The organism is Kluyvera sp., from assembly GCF_047971185.1.
Classification (GTDB): Bacteria; Pseudomonadota; Gammaproteobacteria; order Enterobacterales; family Enterobacteriaceae; genus Kluyvera.
In genome coordinates this window covers 1-19,385 of record NZ_JBKDZH010000035.1, presented here as the reverse complement: position 1 = coordinate 19,385, position 19,385 = coordinate 1, and the positions used below count along the sequence as shown (strand labels likewise).

General features: G+C 41.9%; 22 protein-coding genes. 8 read left to right on the top strand and 14 right to left on the bottom strand.

What is annotated here, in order from left to right; all coding sequences use genetic code 11:
• The first annotated feature begins 49 nt into the window (after positions 1-49).
• Positions 50-1,330 carry a tyrosine-type recombinase/integrase gene (locus tag ACK5JN_RS09720; RefSeq protein WP_416869986.1) on the top strand — a complete coding sequence of 427 codons (1,281 nt, stop codon included), beginning with the start codon at positions 50-52 and terminating at the stop codon, positions 1,328-1,330.
• A 28-nt stretch (positions 1,331-1,358) separates the two neighbouring features.
• Here ACK5JN_RS09720 and ACK5JN_RS09715 read toward each other — a convergent pair whose 3' ends face one another.
• The 10 genes from ACK5JN_RS09715 to ACK5JN_RS09670 all read right to left on the bottom strand — a co-directional run bounded on the left by ACK5JN_RS09715 (position 1,359) and on the right by ACK5JN_RS09670 (position 8,719).
• On the bottom strand, positions 1,359-3,218 hold the full coding sequence (locus ACK5JN_RS09715) for a hypothetical protein (protein ID WP_416869985.1): 1,860 nt from the start codon (positions 3,216-3,218) through the stop codon (positions 1,359-1,361).
• A complete protein-coding gene (locus ACK5JN_RS09710) occupies positions 3,211-3,411 on the bottom strand; it encodes a hypothetical protein (protein WP_416869984.1) in 201 nt (66 codons plus the stop codon). Before ACK5JN_RS09710 ends, ACK5JN_RS09715 begins: the two co-directional genes overlap by 8 nt.
• Positions 3,412-3,544: 133 nt before the next feature.
• Positions 3,545-4,579 (bottom strand): major capsid protein, encoded by a 1,035-nt coding sequence (locus ACK5JN_RS09705; RefSeq protein WP_416869983.1) that lies wholly within the window; start codon positions 4,577-4,579, stop codon positions 3,545-3,547.
• 20 nt (positions 4,580-4,599) lie between these two features.
• A complete protein-coding gene (locus tag ACK5JN_RS09700; protein ID WP_416869982.1) occupies positions 4,600-4,968 on the bottom strand; it encodes a hypothetical protein in 369 nt (122 codons plus the stop codon).
• Positions 4,965-5,180, bottom strand: a complete 216-nt coding sequence (locus ACK5JN_RS09695) for a hypothetical protein (protein ID WP_416869981.1) — start codon at positions 5,178-5,180, stop codon at positions 4,965-4,967. The genes ACK5JN_RS09700 and ACK5JN_RS09695 overlap by 4 nt, the downstream gene beginning before the upstream one ends.
• Positions 5,181-5,834: 654 nt before the next feature.
• Positions 5,835-6,143, bottom strand: a complete 309-nt coding sequence (locus ACK5JN_RS09690) for a hypothetical protein (protein WP_416869980.1) — start codon at positions 6,141-6,143, stop codon at positions 5,835-5,837.
• 217 nt (positions 6,144-6,360) lie between these two features.
• Positions 6,361-6,735 (bottom strand): hypothetical protein, encoded by a 375-nt coding sequence (locus ACK5JN_RS09685; RefSeq protein ID WP_416869979.1) that lies wholly within the window; start codon positions 6,733-6,735, stop codon positions 6,361-6,363.
• Between the two features lie 106 nt (positions 6,736-6,841).
• On the bottom strand, positions 6,842-7,123 hold the full coding sequence (locus tag ACK5JN_RS09680) for a hypothetical protein (protein WP_416869978.1): 282 nt from the start codon (positions 7,121-7,123) through the stop codon (positions 6,842-6,844).
• An 8-nt stretch (positions 7,124-7,131) separates the two neighbouring features.
• Entirely contained in the window at positions 7,132-8,589 is a 1,458-nt protein-coding gene (locus ACK5JN_RS09675) for a hypothetical protein (protein WP_416869977.1), read from the bottom strand.
• Complete coding sequence (locus ACK5JN_RS09670) at positions 8,555-8,719, bottom strand: hypothetical protein (RefSeq protein WP_155167263.1); 165 nt, start codon at positions 8,717-8,719, stop codon at positions 8,555-8,557. Before ACK5JN_RS09670 ends, ACK5JN_RS09675 begins: the two co-directional genes overlap by 35 nt.
• A gap of 1,344 nt (positions 8,720-10,063) precedes the next feature.
• Between ACK5JN_RS09670 and ACK5JN_RS09665 the strand changes: the two genes are divergently transcribed.
• The 5 genes from ACK5JN_RS09665 (at position 10,064) to ACK5JN_RS09645 (ending at position 12,865) form a co-directional block, all read left to right on the top strand.
• The gene (locus ACK5JN_RS09665) at positions 10,064-10,303 is read left to right on the top strand and encodes a hypothetical protein (protein ID WP_416869976.1); all 240 of its coding nucleotides are present in this window, start codon (positions 10,064-10,066) and stop codon (positions 10,301-10,303) included.
• On the top strand, positions 10,290-10,868 hold the full coding sequence (locus ACK5JN_RS09660; RefSeq protein ID WP_416869975.1) for a tyrosine-type recombinase/integrase: 579 nt from the start codon (positions 10,290-10,292) through the stop codon (positions 10,866-10,868). Before ACK5JN_RS09665 ends, ACK5JN_RS09660 begins: the two co-directional genes overlap by 14 nt.
• On the top strand, positions 10,862-11,074 hold the full coding sequence (locus tag ACK5JN_RS09655; RefSeq protein WP_416869974.1) for a hypothetical protein: 213 nt from the start codon (positions 10,862-10,864) through the stop codon (positions 11,072-11,074). The genes ACK5JN_RS09660 and ACK5JN_RS09655 overlap by 7 nt, the downstream gene beginning before the upstream one ends.
• Positions 11,075-11,212: 138 nt before the next feature.
• On the top strand, positions 11,213-12,328 hold the full coding sequence (locus ACK5JN_RS09650) for a RelA/SpoT domain-containing protein (RefSeq protein ID WP_416869973.1): 1,116 nt from the start codon (positions 11,213-11,215) through the stop codon (positions 12,326-12,328).
• A 96-nt stretch (positions 12,329-12,424) separates the two neighbouring features.
• The gene (locus ACK5JN_RS09645) at positions 12,425-12,865 is read left to right on the top strand and encodes a hypothetical protein (RefSeq protein WP_416869972.1); all 441 of its coding nucleotides are present in this window, start codon (positions 12,425-12,427) and stop codon (positions 12,863-12,865) included.
• Here the strand turns inward: ACK5JN_RS09645 and ACK5JN_RS09640 are convergent.
• Positions 12,862-13,020 carry a hypothetical protein gene (locus ACK5JN_RS09640; RefSeq protein WP_162934431.1) on the bottom strand — a complete coding sequence of 53 codons (159 nt, stop codon included), beginning with the start codon at positions 13,018-13,020 and terminating at the stop codon, positions 12,862-12,864. The two genes, ACK5JN_RS09645 and ACK5JN_RS09640, sit on opposite strands and share 4 nt — an antisense overlap.
• Positions 13,021-14,127: 1,107 nt before the next feature.
• Between ACK5JN_RS09640 and ACK5JN_RS09635 the strand changes: the two genes are divergently transcribed.
• Positions 14,128-15,078, top strand: coding sequence for a reverse transcriptase domain-containing protein (locus tag ACK5JN_RS09635; protein WP_112074904.1), 951 nt, complete (start codon positions 14,128-14,130; stop codon positions 15,076-15,078).
• Positions 15,075-16,439 (top strand): AAA family ATPase, encoded by a 1,365-nt coding sequence (locus ACK5JN_RS09630; protein WP_416869971.1) that lies wholly within the window; start codon positions 15,075-15,077, stop codon positions 16,437-16,439. The genes ACK5JN_RS09635 and ACK5JN_RS09630 overlap by 4 nt, the downstream gene beginning before the upstream one ends.
• Positions 16,440-16,543: 104 nt before the next feature.
• On the opposite strand, the gene ACK5JN_RS09625 is transcribed toward ACK5JN_RS09630, so the two are convergent.
• The 3 genes from ACK5JN_RS09625 to ACK5JN_RS09615 are packed head-to-tail and all read right to left on the bottom strand — an operon-like array spanning position 16,544 to position 18,646.
• On the bottom strand, positions 16,544-18,004 hold the full coding sequence (locus tag ACK5JN_RS09625) for a relaxase/mobilization nuclease domain-containing protein (RefSeq protein WP_416869970.1): 1,461 nt from the start codon (positions 18,002-18,004) through the stop codon (positions 16,544-16,546).
• Positions 18,001-18,375, bottom strand: coding sequence for a plasmid mobilization protein (locus ACK5JN_RS09620; protein WP_121526065.1), 375 nt, complete (start codon positions 18,373-18,375; stop codon positions 18,001-18,003). Before ACK5JN_RS09620 ends, ACK5JN_RS09625 begins: the two co-directional genes overlap by 4 nt.
• 7 nt (positions 18,376-18,382) lie before the next feature.
• Positions 18,383-18,646 (bottom strand): hypothetical protein, encoded by a 264-nt coding sequence (locus ACK5JN_RS09615; protein WP_152633612.1) that lies wholly within the window; start codon positions 18,644-18,646, stop codon positions 18,383-18,385.
• Between the last annotated feature and the right edge of the window lie 739 nt (positions 18,647-19,385).

Genomic DNA, 19,385 nt, shown 5'->3' with positions numbered 1-19,385 from the left:
CATTCATTCTTAACAGAATAAACGCCCCGACACTTTAGACGGGGAAATCATGAAAGTAAACAAAGATGATAGGTATCTAACGGTAGACAGTTACGGCGTGTATTACTGCCGGATAGTACTTCCGGCGTATTTGCATGACGCTTTCGGAGGAAAGAAGACTCTTGTTCGAAGCCTCAAGACAAGCGATCTACGTGTGGCACGACGCAAACGGGATGCAATTGTGATTGAATACGAACGAGTGAGAGAGATCGCCGCACCACCGAAGCCTGACAGTATCCAAGACACGATCAGCTATCTCCAGAGCGTGGCGAAGTATGCCAAAGCGTCACCAGTGGCGCAAAGTGCAGGAACAAGAGATAACAGGCCGTCACCTGCCACAGCACCCAGGGTTAACAAGGCTAACAAGCTCGCGCCGTCCTGCCCTTCACTGGTGAAAATGCTGGATGTTTATCTCCTGCAAAATGCCAACGTTTTGAAGCTCGGAACGCTGTCAAAAACGAAGAAAGCCGTTGAGCTATTCCTTGACCATCTCAAGCGATCAGACGTTCAACTAAGCGACATAAGCCGAACTACTGTTACAGGCTGGCTTGATGCAATGAACGGTGTCAAAGCCGTACAAACACAGGCTAACTACCTTTCAGCACTGGCATGTGTGCTTGACCTCGCGTCTGCACGTTACCACGACGCGCCGCCAATTCAGGCTAACCCTTTCAGGCTGCATAAGCTCCACACAGCGAAGAGCCGCACGAGCTATGAGGCATTCACCGATCAGGAAGTTGTAACACTGTTACGGGGCTTACAGGAAGCCGGAGAGGTGGAGTTATTCGACGTTGCAAGCATTGCCGCTTACAGTGGAATGAGGATCGGGGAAATCTGCAACTTACAACCGCATAACATCAAGGAAGTAAACGGTGTTCCCTGCTTTCAGGTGATGGAAGGGAAGACAGCTAATGCCGCAAGGATTTGCCCCATACACAGTAGCTTAATCAACATGGTGTCAGAACGCTGTAAGAAGCCCTACAACGGCTTTTTATTCTACCGTGCCAGCATCACCAAACGTGAGGACGGCAAGCGTTCAAGCTGGCATGTAAACCGCTTTGGACGGCTTAAACGTGACATTCTGCCAGATGCAGAAAACAAGGTGTTTCACAGTTTCAGACATGCTGTGATCAGTAAGCTGAACGCCGCCGGAGTTGACGAAGGACGCGTAGCCTTGCTGGTTGGTCACTCTTCTGGAACTACGGAAAGTTTCACCACGTATTCTAAATCTGTGCCTGAGCGGATCGTGAAAGAATTGCAGGGCTATGTTGAGCTAATAAGCTACAAATGAAAAAAGGGGCATTGCGCCCCTTGTATCATCACCCGCCTGTGCTGCTTTGACCGCTGCTAATCGAGAGCGTCAGACTCTGCATAAACGCCGCCTGTGAGGATTTAGCCTGGAAATCGACATAATCCGCAAGACGTGAGGTGTCACTCTGGATGGTGAGCGGCACTTCCGGCGCTACGGTGAGGTTGAATGTAGGATTCAGCGTGTACGCTGGCGCACCACCACCAAGAGACATCGCACTATCACGCAGAGAATCACCAGACAGGCTGTATTGGCTGGCTGCTGTGCCAGCATTACCATCACCAACGCCCAACCAATCCATGATAGCAGGGCCAACACTTCGAGTATCAAATCCCGTCTTATCCTGAATCCAACCCGCTGTAGCATTTGCTGAATCTCCCACAGCGCCATCGTAAAGAGCCTGGGCCGCTGGCTTGTTAGCATCGCTAAACCAATCAGGGAAACGAGAACGAAGCCCTGTATTCAGATCGGACACCACACTGGAGATTTCGCCCACAAATCCGGTGATTTCTTTCGAGAGATTGCCTAAGCCCTCTCCGAGGCTTCCCGCCGCTTCGGTGATAACTTTGGTATTGTTCACGAGATCATCACCGCCGTCAGCAAAGCCTTTCATAAAGCCAGTGAATAAACTGTTGTCTAATCCGTTCATCAAGGAAGACATAGCCACAGACAGATCGCCGTAAGCGTAAGTTTGCTTGATCTGCTCGTCGTTCAGCGTCTGACCGGAGTCCACAAGCTGTTTAAGAGTAGAAATAAACTGCTCGCCGTTATTCTTGAAGAGATCAAGATAGTGCATACCATCATCAAAAGTATTTTCGAGAAGATGCCCGATCTCACCGTCTTTCATCCCACGGCGTTGGCCTTCGTTTACTACTGCTTGTAGGTAATCCAGTGGGTTGTCTGCGAATTTGGCAACATCACCTTTGCCCCATCCAAATTTATTTAACACTTCGTCAACGGCACTATTTCCACCAGACCATTTACCGCCTTTAAACTGGCTGTTTAATACCGTTTCGCTGATTCTCTCGCGGGTATCTTTCCCGAAACCATCGGTGATTTTGTCCACATTTGCAGATTGCACGCCGTGCTGTTGGCCCCATGCAACAATCGCCTTAACAGCATTGGGATTCAGTTTGGTACGCTCCGACATACGGACAAGATCAAGATTCTCGTTCCCTTGGTCACGTATACGGGACAGGATACCAGCGCCGCCAGCAAAAGCCGCCGTAGCCCCGATAAAGCCAGCACCACCGCCGATCAGATTCAGTCCCTTCTCCTTGATACCCTTTGCCGCCCCTGCATAGTCCGTGCGTTTAGCGTGTTTCAGTGCTGCCGCTTGTTGTTGTGTACTGGTAGTGATACGATTCTGCAATGCAGCCTCACGACGCATCAGGGCTATGCGCTCACGAAGTTCATAATTCATCTTCTGGCTGCTGATCTGTCCGTTACGGAAAAGCTCTGTCTGCTCGTGAGCAAACTTTGCAAATTGGTATTGTTTAGCCGGATCAATGCCGTACTTCCCAGCAATGCCTTTCATTTGAAGGATGGACGAGCGGCGTTTCAGGTCTGCCGTTTCGTTACGTTTGGCAATTTTCGCCGCTTCTCGCGCCTGAACTTTTGCCGCTTTCTCTGCCTGGCGCTGTTGCTTCACGTCATTTGACGTTTTAGGAGAAGCCGCTTTTGCATCTGCCACCTGTTCACGCGCTTTCTGTCTACGTTGCTTTTGAGCCTGAAAACGAATCTTCGGATCGGCTATTTTCTGGAAGTATTTCTGTAGGTCAGTGGCGGCTTTCTTCGCTTCTGCAATGCTTTGTTTATCGACCACAAAGGAAACGGTCGTCTTAATTGAAGCGACGTTGATATCAAGCATCAGCACCGCCTTTCTGATCCAAGAAGTGATGAATGGCCTGTTCCACGGTTTCACCACGGAAAATACGTGCTCTAACGCCCGTATACGAAATCTCTAATAGTTCGCAAAGCTGGCTCACCTTGAGAAGCCCTTTCGCATCGTCTGCACTCAGGCGAACGCATAGCCCAAGATTTGATTTAAGGATAAGTTCCACCTGTATTTTTCCTCTTGTTCTGGGGGAAACAAAAAAGGGATGCCACCAGAGCCACAATTGCGCTGTGGGTTAGTTTGCATCCCTCATTAAAACGCCTGATTATTTCCAGCGGCCCAGGCTGCCGCTTTGCTCATTATTCTGAGGCTTTGATGTGAACGGAGAAGCCCAACCCGTTATTCACAGGCAGAGAACTGTTCTCTGAAATCACGTTTACCACGTCGCCACGTTCGCTTTCATAACTCCAGCTATAGGTTTCTGCTGGGGTAGCGTCCAGAAGTTCAAAGTTGCTCGACGGAGCGCCGTAGATGTTCTGGTAAACGTTCGAGCCAGCCGCAAATTGCGGGATAGCGATAGCATCAGCATCACCCATCTGTGCAAGTAACAGTGGATCAGTCACTTTGATCACATCGACGTTTGAGCCTGGAATACTGAAAGTGCTCACGCCTGGCAGAAGGTCACGACGCTGATAAACAACGTTGCTTTCATCCAGTGGAGACACGTAGCGGAAAGCCGCTTCCATCGCAGGGCTGAAACGCAGGTCGCTATAGAATCCACCCTTAGCGAAAACAATGATCCTCTCTACCTGTGCCGACATACCTTGAGCCGCTTCGGTGATCTGGCTCACCATGTCATCAATTGCGCGTAGGGTGCTGCTGTCTGTAGCAGTGAGATCAAGCGTGGTATTCATCGGAGCCACACCGAACAGGTCGCCAAAGTCGATCAGCACATCATCAGTTTTTGGTGTGTTCACCGTACCGGAGAACAGAGAACGTGCAAGATAGCTCTCACGAGTACGCATAAACGCCACACTATGCTTGTGAGTGTAATCAGTGAATAAATCGGTGAGGGTTTCTTGGGTGTCCGTGCCAGGCTTGCGCTTGCCCTGGATGTCTGCCGGAGTGATCTGGTCTTCACGCAGGAAGTACGGAAGCTCGATCAGCCATTCTTTCCCGTTCTGCCGTGCTGTCACGTTATGCTCACTTGAGAAACGCGCGGTAGGCTCATTGAACAGAGAACGGTTATCTTCAACAAGACGGCTCACCGCCACTTTATGAGAAGAAACGCCCACGCCGTCGAACAGCCCCAGCGAGGCCAGCAGATAGTTACGTGTTGGGTTCAGATTGAACAGTGGAGAAAGATCCACGTAGTTTTGACCTAAAATAGCCATGTTATTATTTCCTTCCTTGATTAACTGGTGAAGAATTCACGCATCTGGAAGCCTTGAGCAGCCAGAGCAGCTACAGCGGCATCGTGTGCGCCATCAGCAGTGGTGAGGTTGTCCGATTTGATGCAGACAAGGGAGCCACGCGCCGGAGAGCGTAGGACGTTGACGGCCTTATTAGAGCCAGCACTGACGAAGTCGGATACCACCACAAAGGCATCAGCGCCGGAGGTGTAAAGAGCGCCATCGACCCCAATAACATCGCCGCATTCAACATCAGCAGGAAGAGAGGCAAAAATCTTGCTCTCGATAGAGGCAAAATGGTCAGTTGAATAACTAACCAGATCTGTTAATGAAAGGCGCTGTGGAAACAGCGTATCAAGATCAATAATCATTTGGTTGAGTCCTTTACTTTACGTGCAATCAAATCATCAATGGTTGGCTTCTGTTCTGGTGAGTCGTCAGGGAAATACGTTTCCATTGCCTTGATCACGTCGGACACTTCACAACCTGCATACTGCGCCACCAATTCAATCATCTGAGAATTGACGGTGAGAACATCGTTTTTATACTTGAGTACACGCGATTTGTTATTAAGTAGAAACATTGTGTTGTTCCTTCGCGTTGTGTCTGCGTACAACTTAAATGCTGCACACAGCTTCTAAAAATGGCGACCGAAGTCGCCAGGAGAGAATGCCCTTGTTAGAAAGCATTGTTAACGTCATTATTAAGGAGGAATGAAGTTAAGAATACAATCTAAAAAAGAACCCCCGTTTTATTATCTAAGGAGATTAAAAAAGATCGGGGGTGCTTTGCGGCCTATTAAACGTGAAGCCCTTCACGCTGGCAATAATAGGCTATGGAATCTCTTTATCACCACTGGAATAGTAATAAGAGAATGCCAGACGTAACAAAGAAACATCATCGACGTTTTAGTTTGTCTGACTGCTTATAATCCTAACGGGGTTATAAGGCTTAGAACACGGAATGTGCTCTCTGAAAGAGGATAGCGCGGGGATTGGTCGCCACTGCCCGACAAAAAGCAGTAGCGTCCGCGCCCCTTTGGAACCGACACAACAAAGGAAAACAACCGCTTTCAGAAAGCACACTCAAGGGAAAGTGCCGCTATGGGAAACGGCATTTTCGGAGTGCTCACACTATGGGATAGTGTATTGACATAGGAGGGCGAAGTGATTCGAATACTTACCCTATAACTCATTATGACATAAATAGCACAATTTGTCAAGTCATTTAGTAACTTTTATGTTATGGCGCATTCTTCCGCTATGTCCTGCACCAGCGCTTCTAAATCCTGCTGACAATCGACAATCAGCCTTGCCACTCGTGACACTTCCCAGAGCACGTCCTGATCGGTGTGTAAGGCTTCTGTAGCCTCCACTGTGGCAATAATCCCCTGCAATGCCACCGTTGACAGGTGAAGCGTTTTAACAGCCTCTGCGAGGCTCTCAGGCGTTTCCTCGCGGTATGCGTCTGTAGCTGCGTCCAGCATCGGAATAATCAGGCTATCGTGTAATTCTTGAAGTGAATCATCAATCTCGTTTTTAGTCATTTGGTCAATTTTTCCTTATTCGTTTTAATTGTGGTTGCCACTGCCAAAAATGGCGCGGCTAATGTGAGAATCTTATTTTCAAGATCGTCAAGCGCGGTTATTTTCTCTTCGTCTGTCAGATAAGCATCATTGTTGATTGTTTCGATCTCACTGAAATACCATTCACAGCATTTAACGTGCTGCGCGAATCGTTTAGTTTGAGTTGTCTGTGTGTGCATTATTCTGTGTAACTGTCTCCAATGTGAAATAGTTCGTCAAAGTCCCTGGCTCCCGCCACGGTGTTATTCATCGAGTTGTATGTAAGGTAATGGCGTAAAGAGGTGAATCCCAACATCTGCCATTTCTTTAACTGGCTGTCATCCCAAGAATAACGTTTCTGCTTACGTGGGCGGTAATACGCACCAGGACACGAAGAAAGAATGTCATTCAAAGCGGCCCACTCTTCCACAGAGGGCGGTTGTGAATGCACTTCTTCGACGTGCTCGATTAAAGTTCCTGGGATTTCTTCAAGTGAAGTTATTAATAATCTTTCTCGTTGTCTACGTGCGGCTTTACCAATACGTAGAATGTTATTTCGCTCTTTCTTGCTCATTTTCCCTCGTTAGGTAGGGAAACTTCCGAAAATAATAAACCATTGCATAGATAAAAAATGTCCAGTACATCATTATAATCATCAGAGTGTTTCCCAAATTGTATTCTTAGTTGGTTGTCGTGATAAAACTCACCGCATCGTTTACGGTAATGTCGTAATACTTGCCGTGGCGTTCCATTGTAATCACAGCGGCATCGTGCATTAATAGCATCCAATACCGCGCCCCGCTTTCACTTATTCCGACACCATCAGCAATGTGTTTCACGGTGGCTTTTATTGCTCCGCTTTCACGCTTGAGAGATGCGAGGTGATAATAAAGACGTTGGCAGACGGTGTTACATTCGATTTGATGGTTTGAACACTCGTTCAATAGGTATAATTTGTTCATGTTACTCCTTAGTTCCAATTTCGTTTGATTGTTGCTATTCCAACATTCATAATTTCTTGAGTTTGTTTTTGAGTTAACCCACTGGCTTTATGTTTCTGCACTTCTGCGCGGGTGTTATCGCCTTTTGTTGTATCGCGTTTCTTTCTTACTTTTCCAAAGTTCAGACATTCAACCTTTGCACCTGGGAAATAATGCACTTTGACGTATTCAGCAGTTGCCAGATCCGGCACTACGAACACCAGAGGATGATCAGTATCAGCATTACGTACAGATGTGCGGCTAATAAACTGGTAGCACCGTTCATAATTCATCGCGGCGCGTTGCTTTTGTTCAAATTCTTCAACATCCCATCCGTTAAGCTCTGCATACTGCCGCCATTTGCCCTGGAAATCGCGATCAAGATTACTGCATCCAAGAAACACAGCATTGTGCATGTGCTGGTAATGGTTTAGTCCGTAGGAAGCCATTGAAACACGTTCACCACGAGCAGAATTTAAAAGAATGTCATCACCTATCGTTGTAAACTGACACAAGGATTTATCTCTATTGGTGGCAAAGATAAATTCACCTGGTACACGCTGGATAATTTCCTGCAAATGCTCCTGAAACACTTTCTGTAATGCTGTCAGAGTGCATCTGTTCTCACATACGGCGACCAGAGAGATCGGCACACGCTTATGTTTACGTCTTTCAAGTGGCGGCTGTAAATTCTCACCTGCTTCCTCTACTTCGTAATTAGACAGATGTTCAGAAGCCCAGACAAACAAACTTCGAGAAGAGCCAGCACCTAAGAGGGTAAATTTCTCAGCCCATTCTACAGATCTGATAATTGGTGACGCAGTGAAAGCAAACAGATGTTTATTTTCTTCGTAGAGAAGTCCAGCACCTTGCATTATCGCCCAGAGTAGGCGCTTTAAATCCTGACCGCTTGCCTGTTTTTCATGCCAGTATGCGTAGAAATCTTCACGCTTATCCTCACTCAGGAATAACAATCCGTCGCGCTCTTCCAGCCAATCCAGGAATGGGAAATTTTGTTCCGTCCGATTTGTATGCTGCACTTTGATGTAAGCGCCAAACATAGCATCAGGGATTTCATCAACAAAGATGCTGAAACTACGGAGAAGGTTTTGTAGTTCCGTTTCAAGCGCTGCGCGATAACAATAATGAATGAAACATTGATGTGTGCAGATTATCACCGAATGCTGGAAATCGTATTCCAGAGTGGAAATTAATAGATTTACTGCTTCTGTTTCAGTGTCTACGTGATAACTTTTCACCCGTCTTTCATTGAGTTCTTCTTTCACCTGTCCACATAATTCATGTGTTGGCATCACCAGAAGATAACGAGGGGGAATTGCATCAGAATTAGTTAATAAATTTGACTTGATGTAGTGCTGTAATGTGGTGGATTTTCCAGATCCGCAAATTGCATCAACGAATTTTACTACTTGCTTCTTTTCTTTCATTGGGTTCCTCTTGTTGTAGGATGTTATTTTTGACAATGGAGTTGACCAAGGCCGGAATACTTACGCCTTTAATTGTGGCGGCTTCACGGAGAGCCTCGTAAACTTCTGGACTAAAACGAATGTTCATCATTGGTTAATTTCCTTTCGGTGTTGGTCATAACGGGCGAGAGCATCAGCGAACATTTCCATTCGGTCTGTATACTCCCTCGATTTTGCTGCTTGCATGGATGCGTAAATAACGTGGCGTTTCACCTTGCCACTCACCAGATCATTAAAAACCTGGTCACTGCTGAAATACTTCAATAATGGCCTCCTTTGGATTTTGGATGCAAAAAGCCCCAGGCAGATTACCCCGCCCAGGGCCGAAAGTTTCAGAAGGTTTTCTCCCCTTCATACTTACCATAGTACACTATTTCACTAACGTTTGTCAAGCACTTTATGCATTAAAATGCATAAAAGAAGGAAACAGTGCATAGACATGCATTAATGGTATCATTTCCGGCTCTTCATGCAAGGGAGCCGATCTTATGGCTGCGCCATTTGCACAAGTAACCTGATTACGAGGGTATCAAGTAAGAGGAGGTATCATTTTAAATGATAAGTCCTTTTACATTTATTTTGATACCTTCGGAAAGTGTAGGCTCACGATGAACCAGCGATCAGCAGGTGAATGTTGCATGAAAAAGTATCTGCACATAAACATCTTGCACAATGATGTATGTTCGAGGAGTACGAGAACATAAGAGAGATAATTAATAACCTTAATTTAATTAAGGGTTGTAGTTAGGTTTTAATTGTCGGTGAGCGTAGCGAGCATGACAAATCACCATTACAGGAGAGATCATCTATCAACATTACTTTTATACAGTAGTCTTCTCCTGTACTACTCTTCCATGCTCCGCATTACATGCTACACATGCAATAATCTTTTCATGTTCGCAGTGCTCGCATGAAACAACACTCCATAGAGCCGGAAAAATACCACGTTAAATACATGCCAAACCGTAATTAAAGCGCTACTTAATTCAGGGTTAAGCCATCCTAAATAACCCGCCTGTAACGCTCTCTGAATCTCTTTCTAACTATCAATACACTTTACCCCACTTATGCGAAATCCTTACGCCGTGCGGCTTACAGCGTCATTGTGGACAATGAGCACTTTCCAGACAGGTGCAATTTGCCAGATTTGCTTAAAGACTTTTTCTAAAAATGAAACATCGGTTTATTTTCATGCCAAAATCGCCATTATTGAGAATGATTCTCATCATCTCAGATCACACCGTCACAAATGAGAAAGACTCTCATTTACCGTACAATATCGTCCCGATTCGATACACTTTCGTAAAGTGTATTCTTTAACTTGTTGATTCCATTCAATCAGAACACTTTTCCATCACTTCACAGTGCAAACAGGGGTAACTCTCCGTCATCGAAAATAAATTTCTTGACATAACCACCGTTTCATGAATCATTCATGAAATTACATTTATTGTTATTTTTCAATGAGTTGCCGATATTCGAGAGGGACGCTGTGCAGAATCGGGGCGGCCTCGATCAAGCCGTTCAGCAACTCAGGCAACCGCGCACACATTTTGATCATTTCGTGCTCTTCTTAAATAAACGTATCGTGCAACATGTTGAAAATGATCAATTTCTGATCAATGATGATTTCACCGGAACGAACAAGAGGAGAGATAAAGATGAAAGGTATTAGCCAGGCGCTAAAGAGCGCAGACGAAATTAAGGCAGTGGCAGCAGAACTACAACGCAACGCCAGAAGCAACCTGTTCTATTGCTTGTGGGTGTTCATGTATGAATCGGGGTTGAGGATCTCTGACGTGCTAAAGCTCAAGTATGAAGACGTAGAGGGACAATCTCACCTCAAGGTGAAGCAGGAGAAAACCGGAAACGTGGTAAGGCCAAAGGTTACAGCGTCCATGCTGTCAGTGGTGGCACAACGCAAGGCAGAACAAGCCACTATGCCAGTGACAACGGATTTCATCTTTAGCAAGGGCGATCTCCGTAGCAAAGGCCATGCCGTCACTCGTAACACAGTGTTTGCAGAGTTCGGCAAGATGGGCCGTAGAGCGGGATTCTCTAACGTGGGCTGCCATACACCGCGAAAAAGTCGGGGCCGAATTTTATTCGAAAATGGGGTGGCTATAGAGACAATCGCCCATTTCCTGGGGCAGACAGATCCGCGCTCAACCATGTATTACATCGGGTACGGTCAGGACGTGCAGGACGATTTAACAGAGGAGTTTTCTTTAGAATGGTGATCAACATGAAACGCTTACTTGTGCTGACGCTGGCACTACTTCCAGCCCTCGCCGCTCACGCTGGGCGCATCACATTACCGTTGACTGACGAACAGGAGACAGACAATGCGAAGATTTGCATCTACAGCAACGCCAACTTTACAGAGACTGTGACGATCAGACCGTCCGAACAGTGCAAATACACCCGCACATTTGAGGAGGAGTGACGAGTGAAGAAAGAGCAAAGTCGATAACTTAAATAAGTGCGTTAAGATCACAGTTTCAACCAGAGAAAATGATTTCAGACCAAGCAGTTATGCAGTTATAATGCTTGACTATTATTCACACTCACAATGGACTTCTCTATGGCTAACGACGTTTATCAAAGCCAGAAATGCACTTTGCGCTTCTCCAAAAAAGCTATCGACAGATCTGCTCAAGCAATCAGACATGGTTGTGTTAATGAAGAACGTCAGGCTGCTATTGAGATGATCCAAAATTTTAGGGAATTACACCTTTACCCGTTAATGTTAATGAAAAATCACTTAGCGAGAACATCCGCCAAGGTGAATAAAAAAATAATTGTTGCTCGTCGTTTAAAACGTCTTCCGACTATTATAGATAAACTTGAACGTCCAACCCTTGATGGAATACACGAAAACTCAATAAAATTAACACGGATGCAGGACATTGGCGGCTGTAGAGCAATCGTAAAAAATCTTGAACATCTAAAATTATTACAAAGCCGTCTCGAAAAGAGTCGTTCAATACATACCATTGTTCATACTGCAAATTATCTTACACCCAAAGCAAGCGGATACGGTGGAGTTCATCTAATTTACAGTTGTTTCCATGAAGGTGACGATAATAACGCGTGGAAAAAAACGAAGATAGAGGTTCAACTTCGTACTGAACTACAACATGCCTGGGCAACAAGTCTGGAGATCATTGATACACTTGAAGGTTATAAGCTGAAAACATCGCAGGAAGGGCATGAAGACTGGCGTAGATTATTTTACTTGGCAGGATGCTTAGTTGCTCATGATGAAGGAGCCAGCATACTTCCTGCGGCCACTTTATTGGCATACAGGCAAGAACTATCTGAACTACATGCTGAATTACAATTAATTCCCAGGTTAGCGCGTTATACATTGGCTCTGCACATTACAAACAATGGTATGCCTGGAATAAAAATACCTAAATACTTCAAGGGTCATTATTTGATTGAGATCAGAAAATTTACAGATAATAAATTCCCAGTTAGAGTCAAGCCCTTTAAAATGGCTTCTGCGGCAGCTGCATTGGATGCCTTAGCAGAAAGCGAAGCTAATGAGGAAATAATAATCTCCGTGTTATTATCTGCGGAAGATGGTAAATCCCTCAAACGCGCATACCCCAATTACTTTGGCTCAACAGAGCTATTCACAAAGTTTCTTGAAAAGCATATAAATGCAGTGGAACAGCACGCTCAAAATCAATAATAAAATACAAAGAGGGGAATCCCCTCTTTTTTAATAACACCGCATCTTTAAAACCAGTTTCGCAATACTTATACTAACGTAAAGCAGGTGCATTTGATGGCAACCATCACGAAAACCTACGAAAAAATAGCCCCGAAACTTAATGACATGGTGCGCCGTGGGTTCAGCGACATTGAGCTAAGGTATGGAAGCCAACACGAAATCTACGCTTATGGGGAAAGGAAGCTGTTAGCCGAAGAGTTCCGTAAGCTATACCCTGAAAAGGTAAATGACATTCCGCAAGACTTCCCCCCAGATGCGACAGTAATCGTGGAAGACATGGTATTGCTTTATAAGCCTCGTAACGGTCAACTCACCAGAACGGGTTCAGAGACACAGCTAAAACACCACCAGGCGTTTAATGATTGGTGTCATGCCAATGTTGGCAAAGGGAAAGGCTACACCCAGACTACGAAGAACGCAGTTAACGCGATCAACATCGTCGGCGCTATCGTATTGGTTGGGCTGGTCATCTGGGGTTTATCACATGTCCGCTAAAACATTGCGTTAGCCGCTCGCGCTAATTTGATCTCTGCTTCTTCTTCCTGCTTCTTAGCAAGCCAGGCTTTACCTTCTGGAGTTGCCAGAAATTTACGGGCATGAATCTTACGGTTGTTGCGCTTTGTCGCGGCGCTTTTGGTAGCGTTTGCCATGTTCTCACCTCGATTTGTTAATTTTTCTATACGGATCAGGATACTGGAGGCTATCCAAAATTGAGGAGCAATGACAAATACAAAACCTTTGGGTAATACCCCACCTTTACGTGCCGTGATGGGCACATAAGAAAACGGGGAGCGTAGCGACTTCGTTAGAAGATCTGCGGCTGTCAGATTGTCTCTCTATCTTCCTGTTATCAGGTGATCGTTGTGTTCCGGTGATCGCTACCGTGGCAGAGCCGGACTCTTTCCCGATCCGGTTAGTCTTCCCATCATTTCGCCTGTTTATCCATTCAGCCATACACCACACAAAGCCCAAGGGCTTACGAATGGGTTACTTCTGAACTTTCGGCTTTCTGGTGCTTCACAGCACGGATCGCCCACAGCCCCCGCACGAAGGGGAGAAGATAGAGTTTCGTTATCATGTTGTGTGGGCCTGGCTGCCCTGTTAGCACGATTCAGTTTTACAAAGCAAGTGATGCTGGTCATGCAAGATTCACATGCTTCTACAGGTTGGACGCTTCGCACACCTGCCCATGCAATGTATACTGATAACCGCCCATACATTACACAGGCGTTTAGACGTGTTAAGGCAAGATCAAAAGTGACGGGGAAAATCACGTAAGCCTTTGATTTTGTTGAAATGGTGCGATAATAGGAGCAATACCTGTAACATATTCATTTGATTAATAATAAAAATATCATGATTCATCTTTGGTGATACCCCCAAAGATACCCCCAATGGATTTTCTTTCTTCATTATGATTTTGTCTAACCGGAGATTGCAAAGCTTCAAGGGCTTTACATGTGTTTTTTTTAGGCATATACTACTTGCATGCCGTGACTAGCGAGAATCTCCGGTCAGTAAACGGCCTCTACAGGCTTTAATGCACTTACAATGCCGCTTCGCTTACTATGTAGTTTATTGAAATCCTTATGGTTTTCAGTTTAAACTCACAATGTAACGAGGCGGTTTTTGTATGTATAACACACCTCACATACCTCACATACCTCACATACCTCACATACCTCAGCACCAGAGTGTCTTTCCACCGCAGATACGATATGATATCTATATGAAAATGATATAAACAGTGGTGCGTCATGAGCATAAAGATAAAAGAAATATTTGATATTTATTTCAATAATACAATGGATTTTGTTGATTTTTTCAGTTTAAATAAGATGGACTATTTGGAGACAAAAACTTTCAGAGGACGAGAAATAGTAGCATATAAAGAAGGATTTAATAAACTCCGATTGCTACATCGCTTCCTCAATGAAGCTATCTTTAACAGGGTTAAGATCATAGATGATGTAGTCTTTTCTTATAGAAAAAAGGTTAATGTATTCGATTGTGTTTATCCACATAGATTGAACCCATTTATTTTCAAAACAGATATAAAAAGCTTCTTCCCATCTTTCACCCGAATCTTTATTCAAAGTAAGTTAGAAAACATTTTTAAAGAGTTTATTATATCTGACATTAATGAATATTTACCAAAAATAGTTGACCTTGTAAGCTATAATGATTGCTTACCAGTAGGTTTTTCCACATCCCCTTCACTAAGTAATATTCTTTTCAGTGATGCTGATAAAAAATTAAAAGAATTTAGCGCATCTAATGAATACATATACACCCGATATTCTGATGATTTAATAATCTCGTCCGAGAAAGAAATACATAAAAATGAAATATTCTCCTCAATTCAACAAATAATAAATTCAGAATGTGAAACATTTGTTTTAAATTTTGACAAGACCAAACTCTTAAAGAAAGGTGGTGTCCGTAAAATAATGGGCGTCAGCATTTTGCCTGATGGACACATCTCTGTTGACAAAGCCATAAAAAACAATATTGAAACCAAGCTTCACTATATATCAAAATTAAATAACGTTAACTCTCAAGATCCTGAGCTAATGGAAGTAAAAAGATATTTATCCGGCATGATTAATTACATAAGTACGATTGATGAAGCTTACATAAATAAATTAAAAAGAAAGTATGGTTCAACAATAGTTGAAATGTTTCTTAGGAAGAGTCTCGTAAAATGAAACTTGAACTGTCAATAAACCAAATACAACACCTATCAAATCTAAACGCTAGCTTTGACTTTAGTGAAAGTAAAATATTTTGTATTGTTAGCCACAATGGAATAGGGAAAACAACGTTAATAAAGTCAATGGGTATTTTATTCCAGCCTACGATTTTTGTAAAAACATCAAACCGATTTATATTCAACCCAAATAGTGAATTGTCGATAGATATCGATGGTGATCATTATGAGTATAAATACAATCCAGCTATAAACCAAATAGATTGTAAAAATATTGTTAACCAAAAAAACCTAGGTGTTGTTGAACTTCCCGTACCATATGGGAAACGCTATGGTTCATATTCTAGATTGAACGAAATAGATGGTGAATTAAGGATTAAAATAGCATTCAGTGAATATTCAACTCCTGAAGCACTAATCCAGTTCTTAACTTTTATATATCCCTATAAAGATTTTTCAGATTTGAAATCAGTAGAAATAAATGGAGAGGAATATTATTTCAGACTGGTGGGAAATAGCAACTATATACGCGAAGATTATTTCAGCTCTGGAGAGTATTTTGTAATTAATATTTTTAGGATTATAAACTCAGATACAAAATTGATTATAATTGACGAAATAGATATGTCGTTAGACTCATACGCTCAAATAAGGCTCGTGAAGCTTATTAAGAAATCGAGTGAAGAAAATGAGAAGTTCTTTATATTTACCACGCATTCCCTTGCGATGTTAAAATCTATTGATGATATTGGCATAGACATTTATTACCTAGAAAATTCAAATGGGAATGTTGATTTAAAGAAAAGAGGATATAGTTATATTAAAGGAGTTATGTTTGAATTTAAGGGAAGTGATAAGTATATTCTAACAGAGGACTCTGTTTTAAAAGAATATATTAAAATGAAAATGCAAAAAATCATTAAAGAGTCAACGCTAAACAAAAAAGAAAAAATTGAGGTTATTAGCATAGGAGGCTGTGAGAACGTTATTGATTTTTATAAAAGAAATAAAGAAGAGTCTTTCCTATGTGAGAGAGATGAGAAGGTATTAGTTATTTTAGATGGAGATGTTAGGGAGGAAATCCTAGGAAAAAATAAAAGCATTGCATCTAAATTGCTCTTTTTACCTTTCGACTCAATTGAAAAGGAAATTTTTAAAAAATCCAATAATACTCAATACAATCTGCCTTATGTTGGAAAATTAAAAGGGAAACCAGAGAAAAGAAACAAAAAATATTTTGACAAACTAACAAAGAGGAACGGATTTGATATGGAGAAGATATTCAACATTGCAGAAAAAGATAATCAAGAAGCTGTATTAAATTTTGAAAACAGGCTTTCATCTTTTTTAAAAATGTAGAAGACTGTATTGAGTAAATATGACTTTAACGCACAGCCTGCCTTCGGTCAGGCTCAACAGCCATCCTTGCTTTAATACTAATTATTGATAAAGCCAATTGTTTTTCATATTTTCACATTTAGTTTCCTGCCGAAATATTTTTGTTTGTGTATGTTGATTTTAAAATACTCGCTCAACCTAGATTTAAATCTATTTTCATGCTCAACTATATAATATGGTTTTTTCTTTATTTCTTCTTTAACTATTTTTTCTTTGTTCCTTGGATGAATAACAGGTTTTGTTATACCTAATTTTTCTCTTATTTCTTCGATCTTAGTTGCTCTACTATTGAAGCTGCTACGGCCTTTGAGTCTAAATTTATTCGTGGCTGTTGTGGCTGTTTCTGCGTGATCAAGTATCCTACTGATAGAACCGCTATCAGATTTATCACGCCAACTATTGAAGCTACCTTGATTATAAGTCTTGATTGATTTTTTTTTGTGTTGTTCTTTAACTCTGTTGAGCAATTGTGCAGCTTTTTGTGTTGTTCTTCTAACTTTTGGGCTTGTTGGTCTATTATATTTTTCGCTGAGTTTAAAGCAGTTGTTGTTGCTTCTAGTGAGTTGTTCACTCTTGTTAGTGTCTGTTGCGTGTGATTTAATGCTGTGCTGACTGATTCCGAAAGAATCATCATTGATTCCGTCAGAGGTTCTACCGTCATTGATATTTGGTTCAACAAATGATCGTCCAACACTATTTGGTTCATCATCTTTTCTTGCTGAGAAGCTCCTAATGAGTTCATCATCTCTAATTTTGTCATATTTCACCTTCATTTTAATAGTGTTCCAACTAAATTTTTTGCCAAGAGATGAACCCTTGAAGAAAATATTTTTTTCATTATTTTTGATACCAAACGACACCCCGGCGACGTTGCCAGTAGAAGCAACGTTAAAGGCCGGCTCTATGCCTACAGCCTGCAGTCTGTCTATGAATGTCTCAAGATCTGGTTTTCCTACCATAGCCGCCTGTAATGCGTTCTGTAGCACGATACGAGTTGGTTTTTCACCTGTGCGGAGGGCTTGCTCGATCTCGTTCTTGGTTGGTGCTGATACCTCTGATTTTTGGCCTTGTAAGCCCTTAGTAATAGTTAAGTCGTGCTTTATCTCAAGACGTTTACAAGCTGCTATTGTGTTAAATGCTGAGTGCTGACCGTGCCATACAGAACCATCAATACCAATGCGGTTGGCTACAATATGGATGTGGTCTTTATCAGTATCTTTATGACGCACACAAATATATTGATGTTTTTCTATATCGATATTCATTTCTTTCAAATAGTCTTTTGCTATCTCTTGCCATTTTTCATCTGTTAAATGTTCATTCTTGGGAAGAGATAAAAACGCATGAAACACTGGTTTTTTTATATCTTGTCTAAAGCTGCTTACAGCATTGAACTCATCAGTCAAATCACTAATATTATTTTTATCTGCTGACATATTGCTACAAATAAAACTGTGATCATCATTTAATATGTAATTAACTCTATTTTTAAATGATCTTCCCGTTTTCGCCACATTCCCTTTCATATATACCCCAAGTCTTTATTTATTTCTATTACCCTTCTGCTGACCTGCTTTATATTAAAGTTAAGTTTATCAACTTCATTTTTATCAAAATATTCATTGCCATTTAACTTTTTAACAGCCTGATTTATATTATTTCCTATAGCTGAAAGCTGCATATATGTTTTTTGATTAACTTCTGGCATTTTTCTTTTTATCAATGGTTCAGAGTTTAAAATCTCTTTTCTAATGTAATGTCCTCTTTCAAGTCCAGATGCTTCCACTAATGATTTTAAATATTCAAACTCTGCTTTGTTTACTCTAAACTGTATAGATATATCCCTGCGTTCCTCGTGATTTAAATCTATACGACCTCTTTTTCTGTCTGTATCCATATATGTATTATTCCTCGCCATCGATAAAAATGAAATCTTTCACAGCTTTTATATAGTCTTCATCATTTTCATCAATCAACGATTTTAGAAGGTCATCAGCTTTATTTTCTTGTATATACCTATGAGACACGAAATAACATAATCTTTGTTCATCACTATTAATTTCACGAAAAGGTATATCTTTATTTTGTTCAATGTAGTAAAAAAATCGTGCTAATAACTCAAACTTCATTTTTAAACTCATTTGTTTTTCTATGTCATCATCAATCATATTCTATTGCTCCTTTTGTATTTTATGAGAGATTTTTTATCTATCATTTTTCTAACATCTGATATTGCTTGCTTTGCTTCGCTTGAAGAGTTTATCTTACCCATACAACTACGGATCATGAACGCACCTAAAAGAATACAAAGAAGCATAACCCCCACCGATACAATCATCATATTTATTTCTCCTATATTTATAATATCCAATGTAAAACTAATTATTGTTTACCGCCAACCCTTGATAGGGTGATCAGGCGGAAGGGTAGTTCTTTTTCAACCCTACGAGCAAAGCGAGATAGGGCAATCCGAAGGATTGGGTATAATACCGGCTACGGGATTACACCTTGCCTCAGTTTCGGAAAAACAAAAATAAAGCTGAACTCAACCTATATTTAAATAAATAACCGATCTAAAAAGTTTGTCAATATAGCGGCTACATAAATAAATACCCTGCACAACAAATAAAATGCAAATAAAAAATAGGGTAAATAATATATTGTCTTGATGGGTAGCTGTGCGTAATAGGTAGCTTTGCGTAAAAAATGCCGCTGCTACGTGAAATCTGACTACCAAGAGGTCACGAACTTTGCCAGATTTCACCAAATGCAAAGGAATGGGGTTTGATCGGCGGCGACAGAAACGAGTAAAACTTGCTTTTGCTCGTTTGCTGGCGTCTATGGGTTTAAAATGCTCATAAAATCAACAGACTATAGTATATATTAGTATATACTGCATCGAGGGTT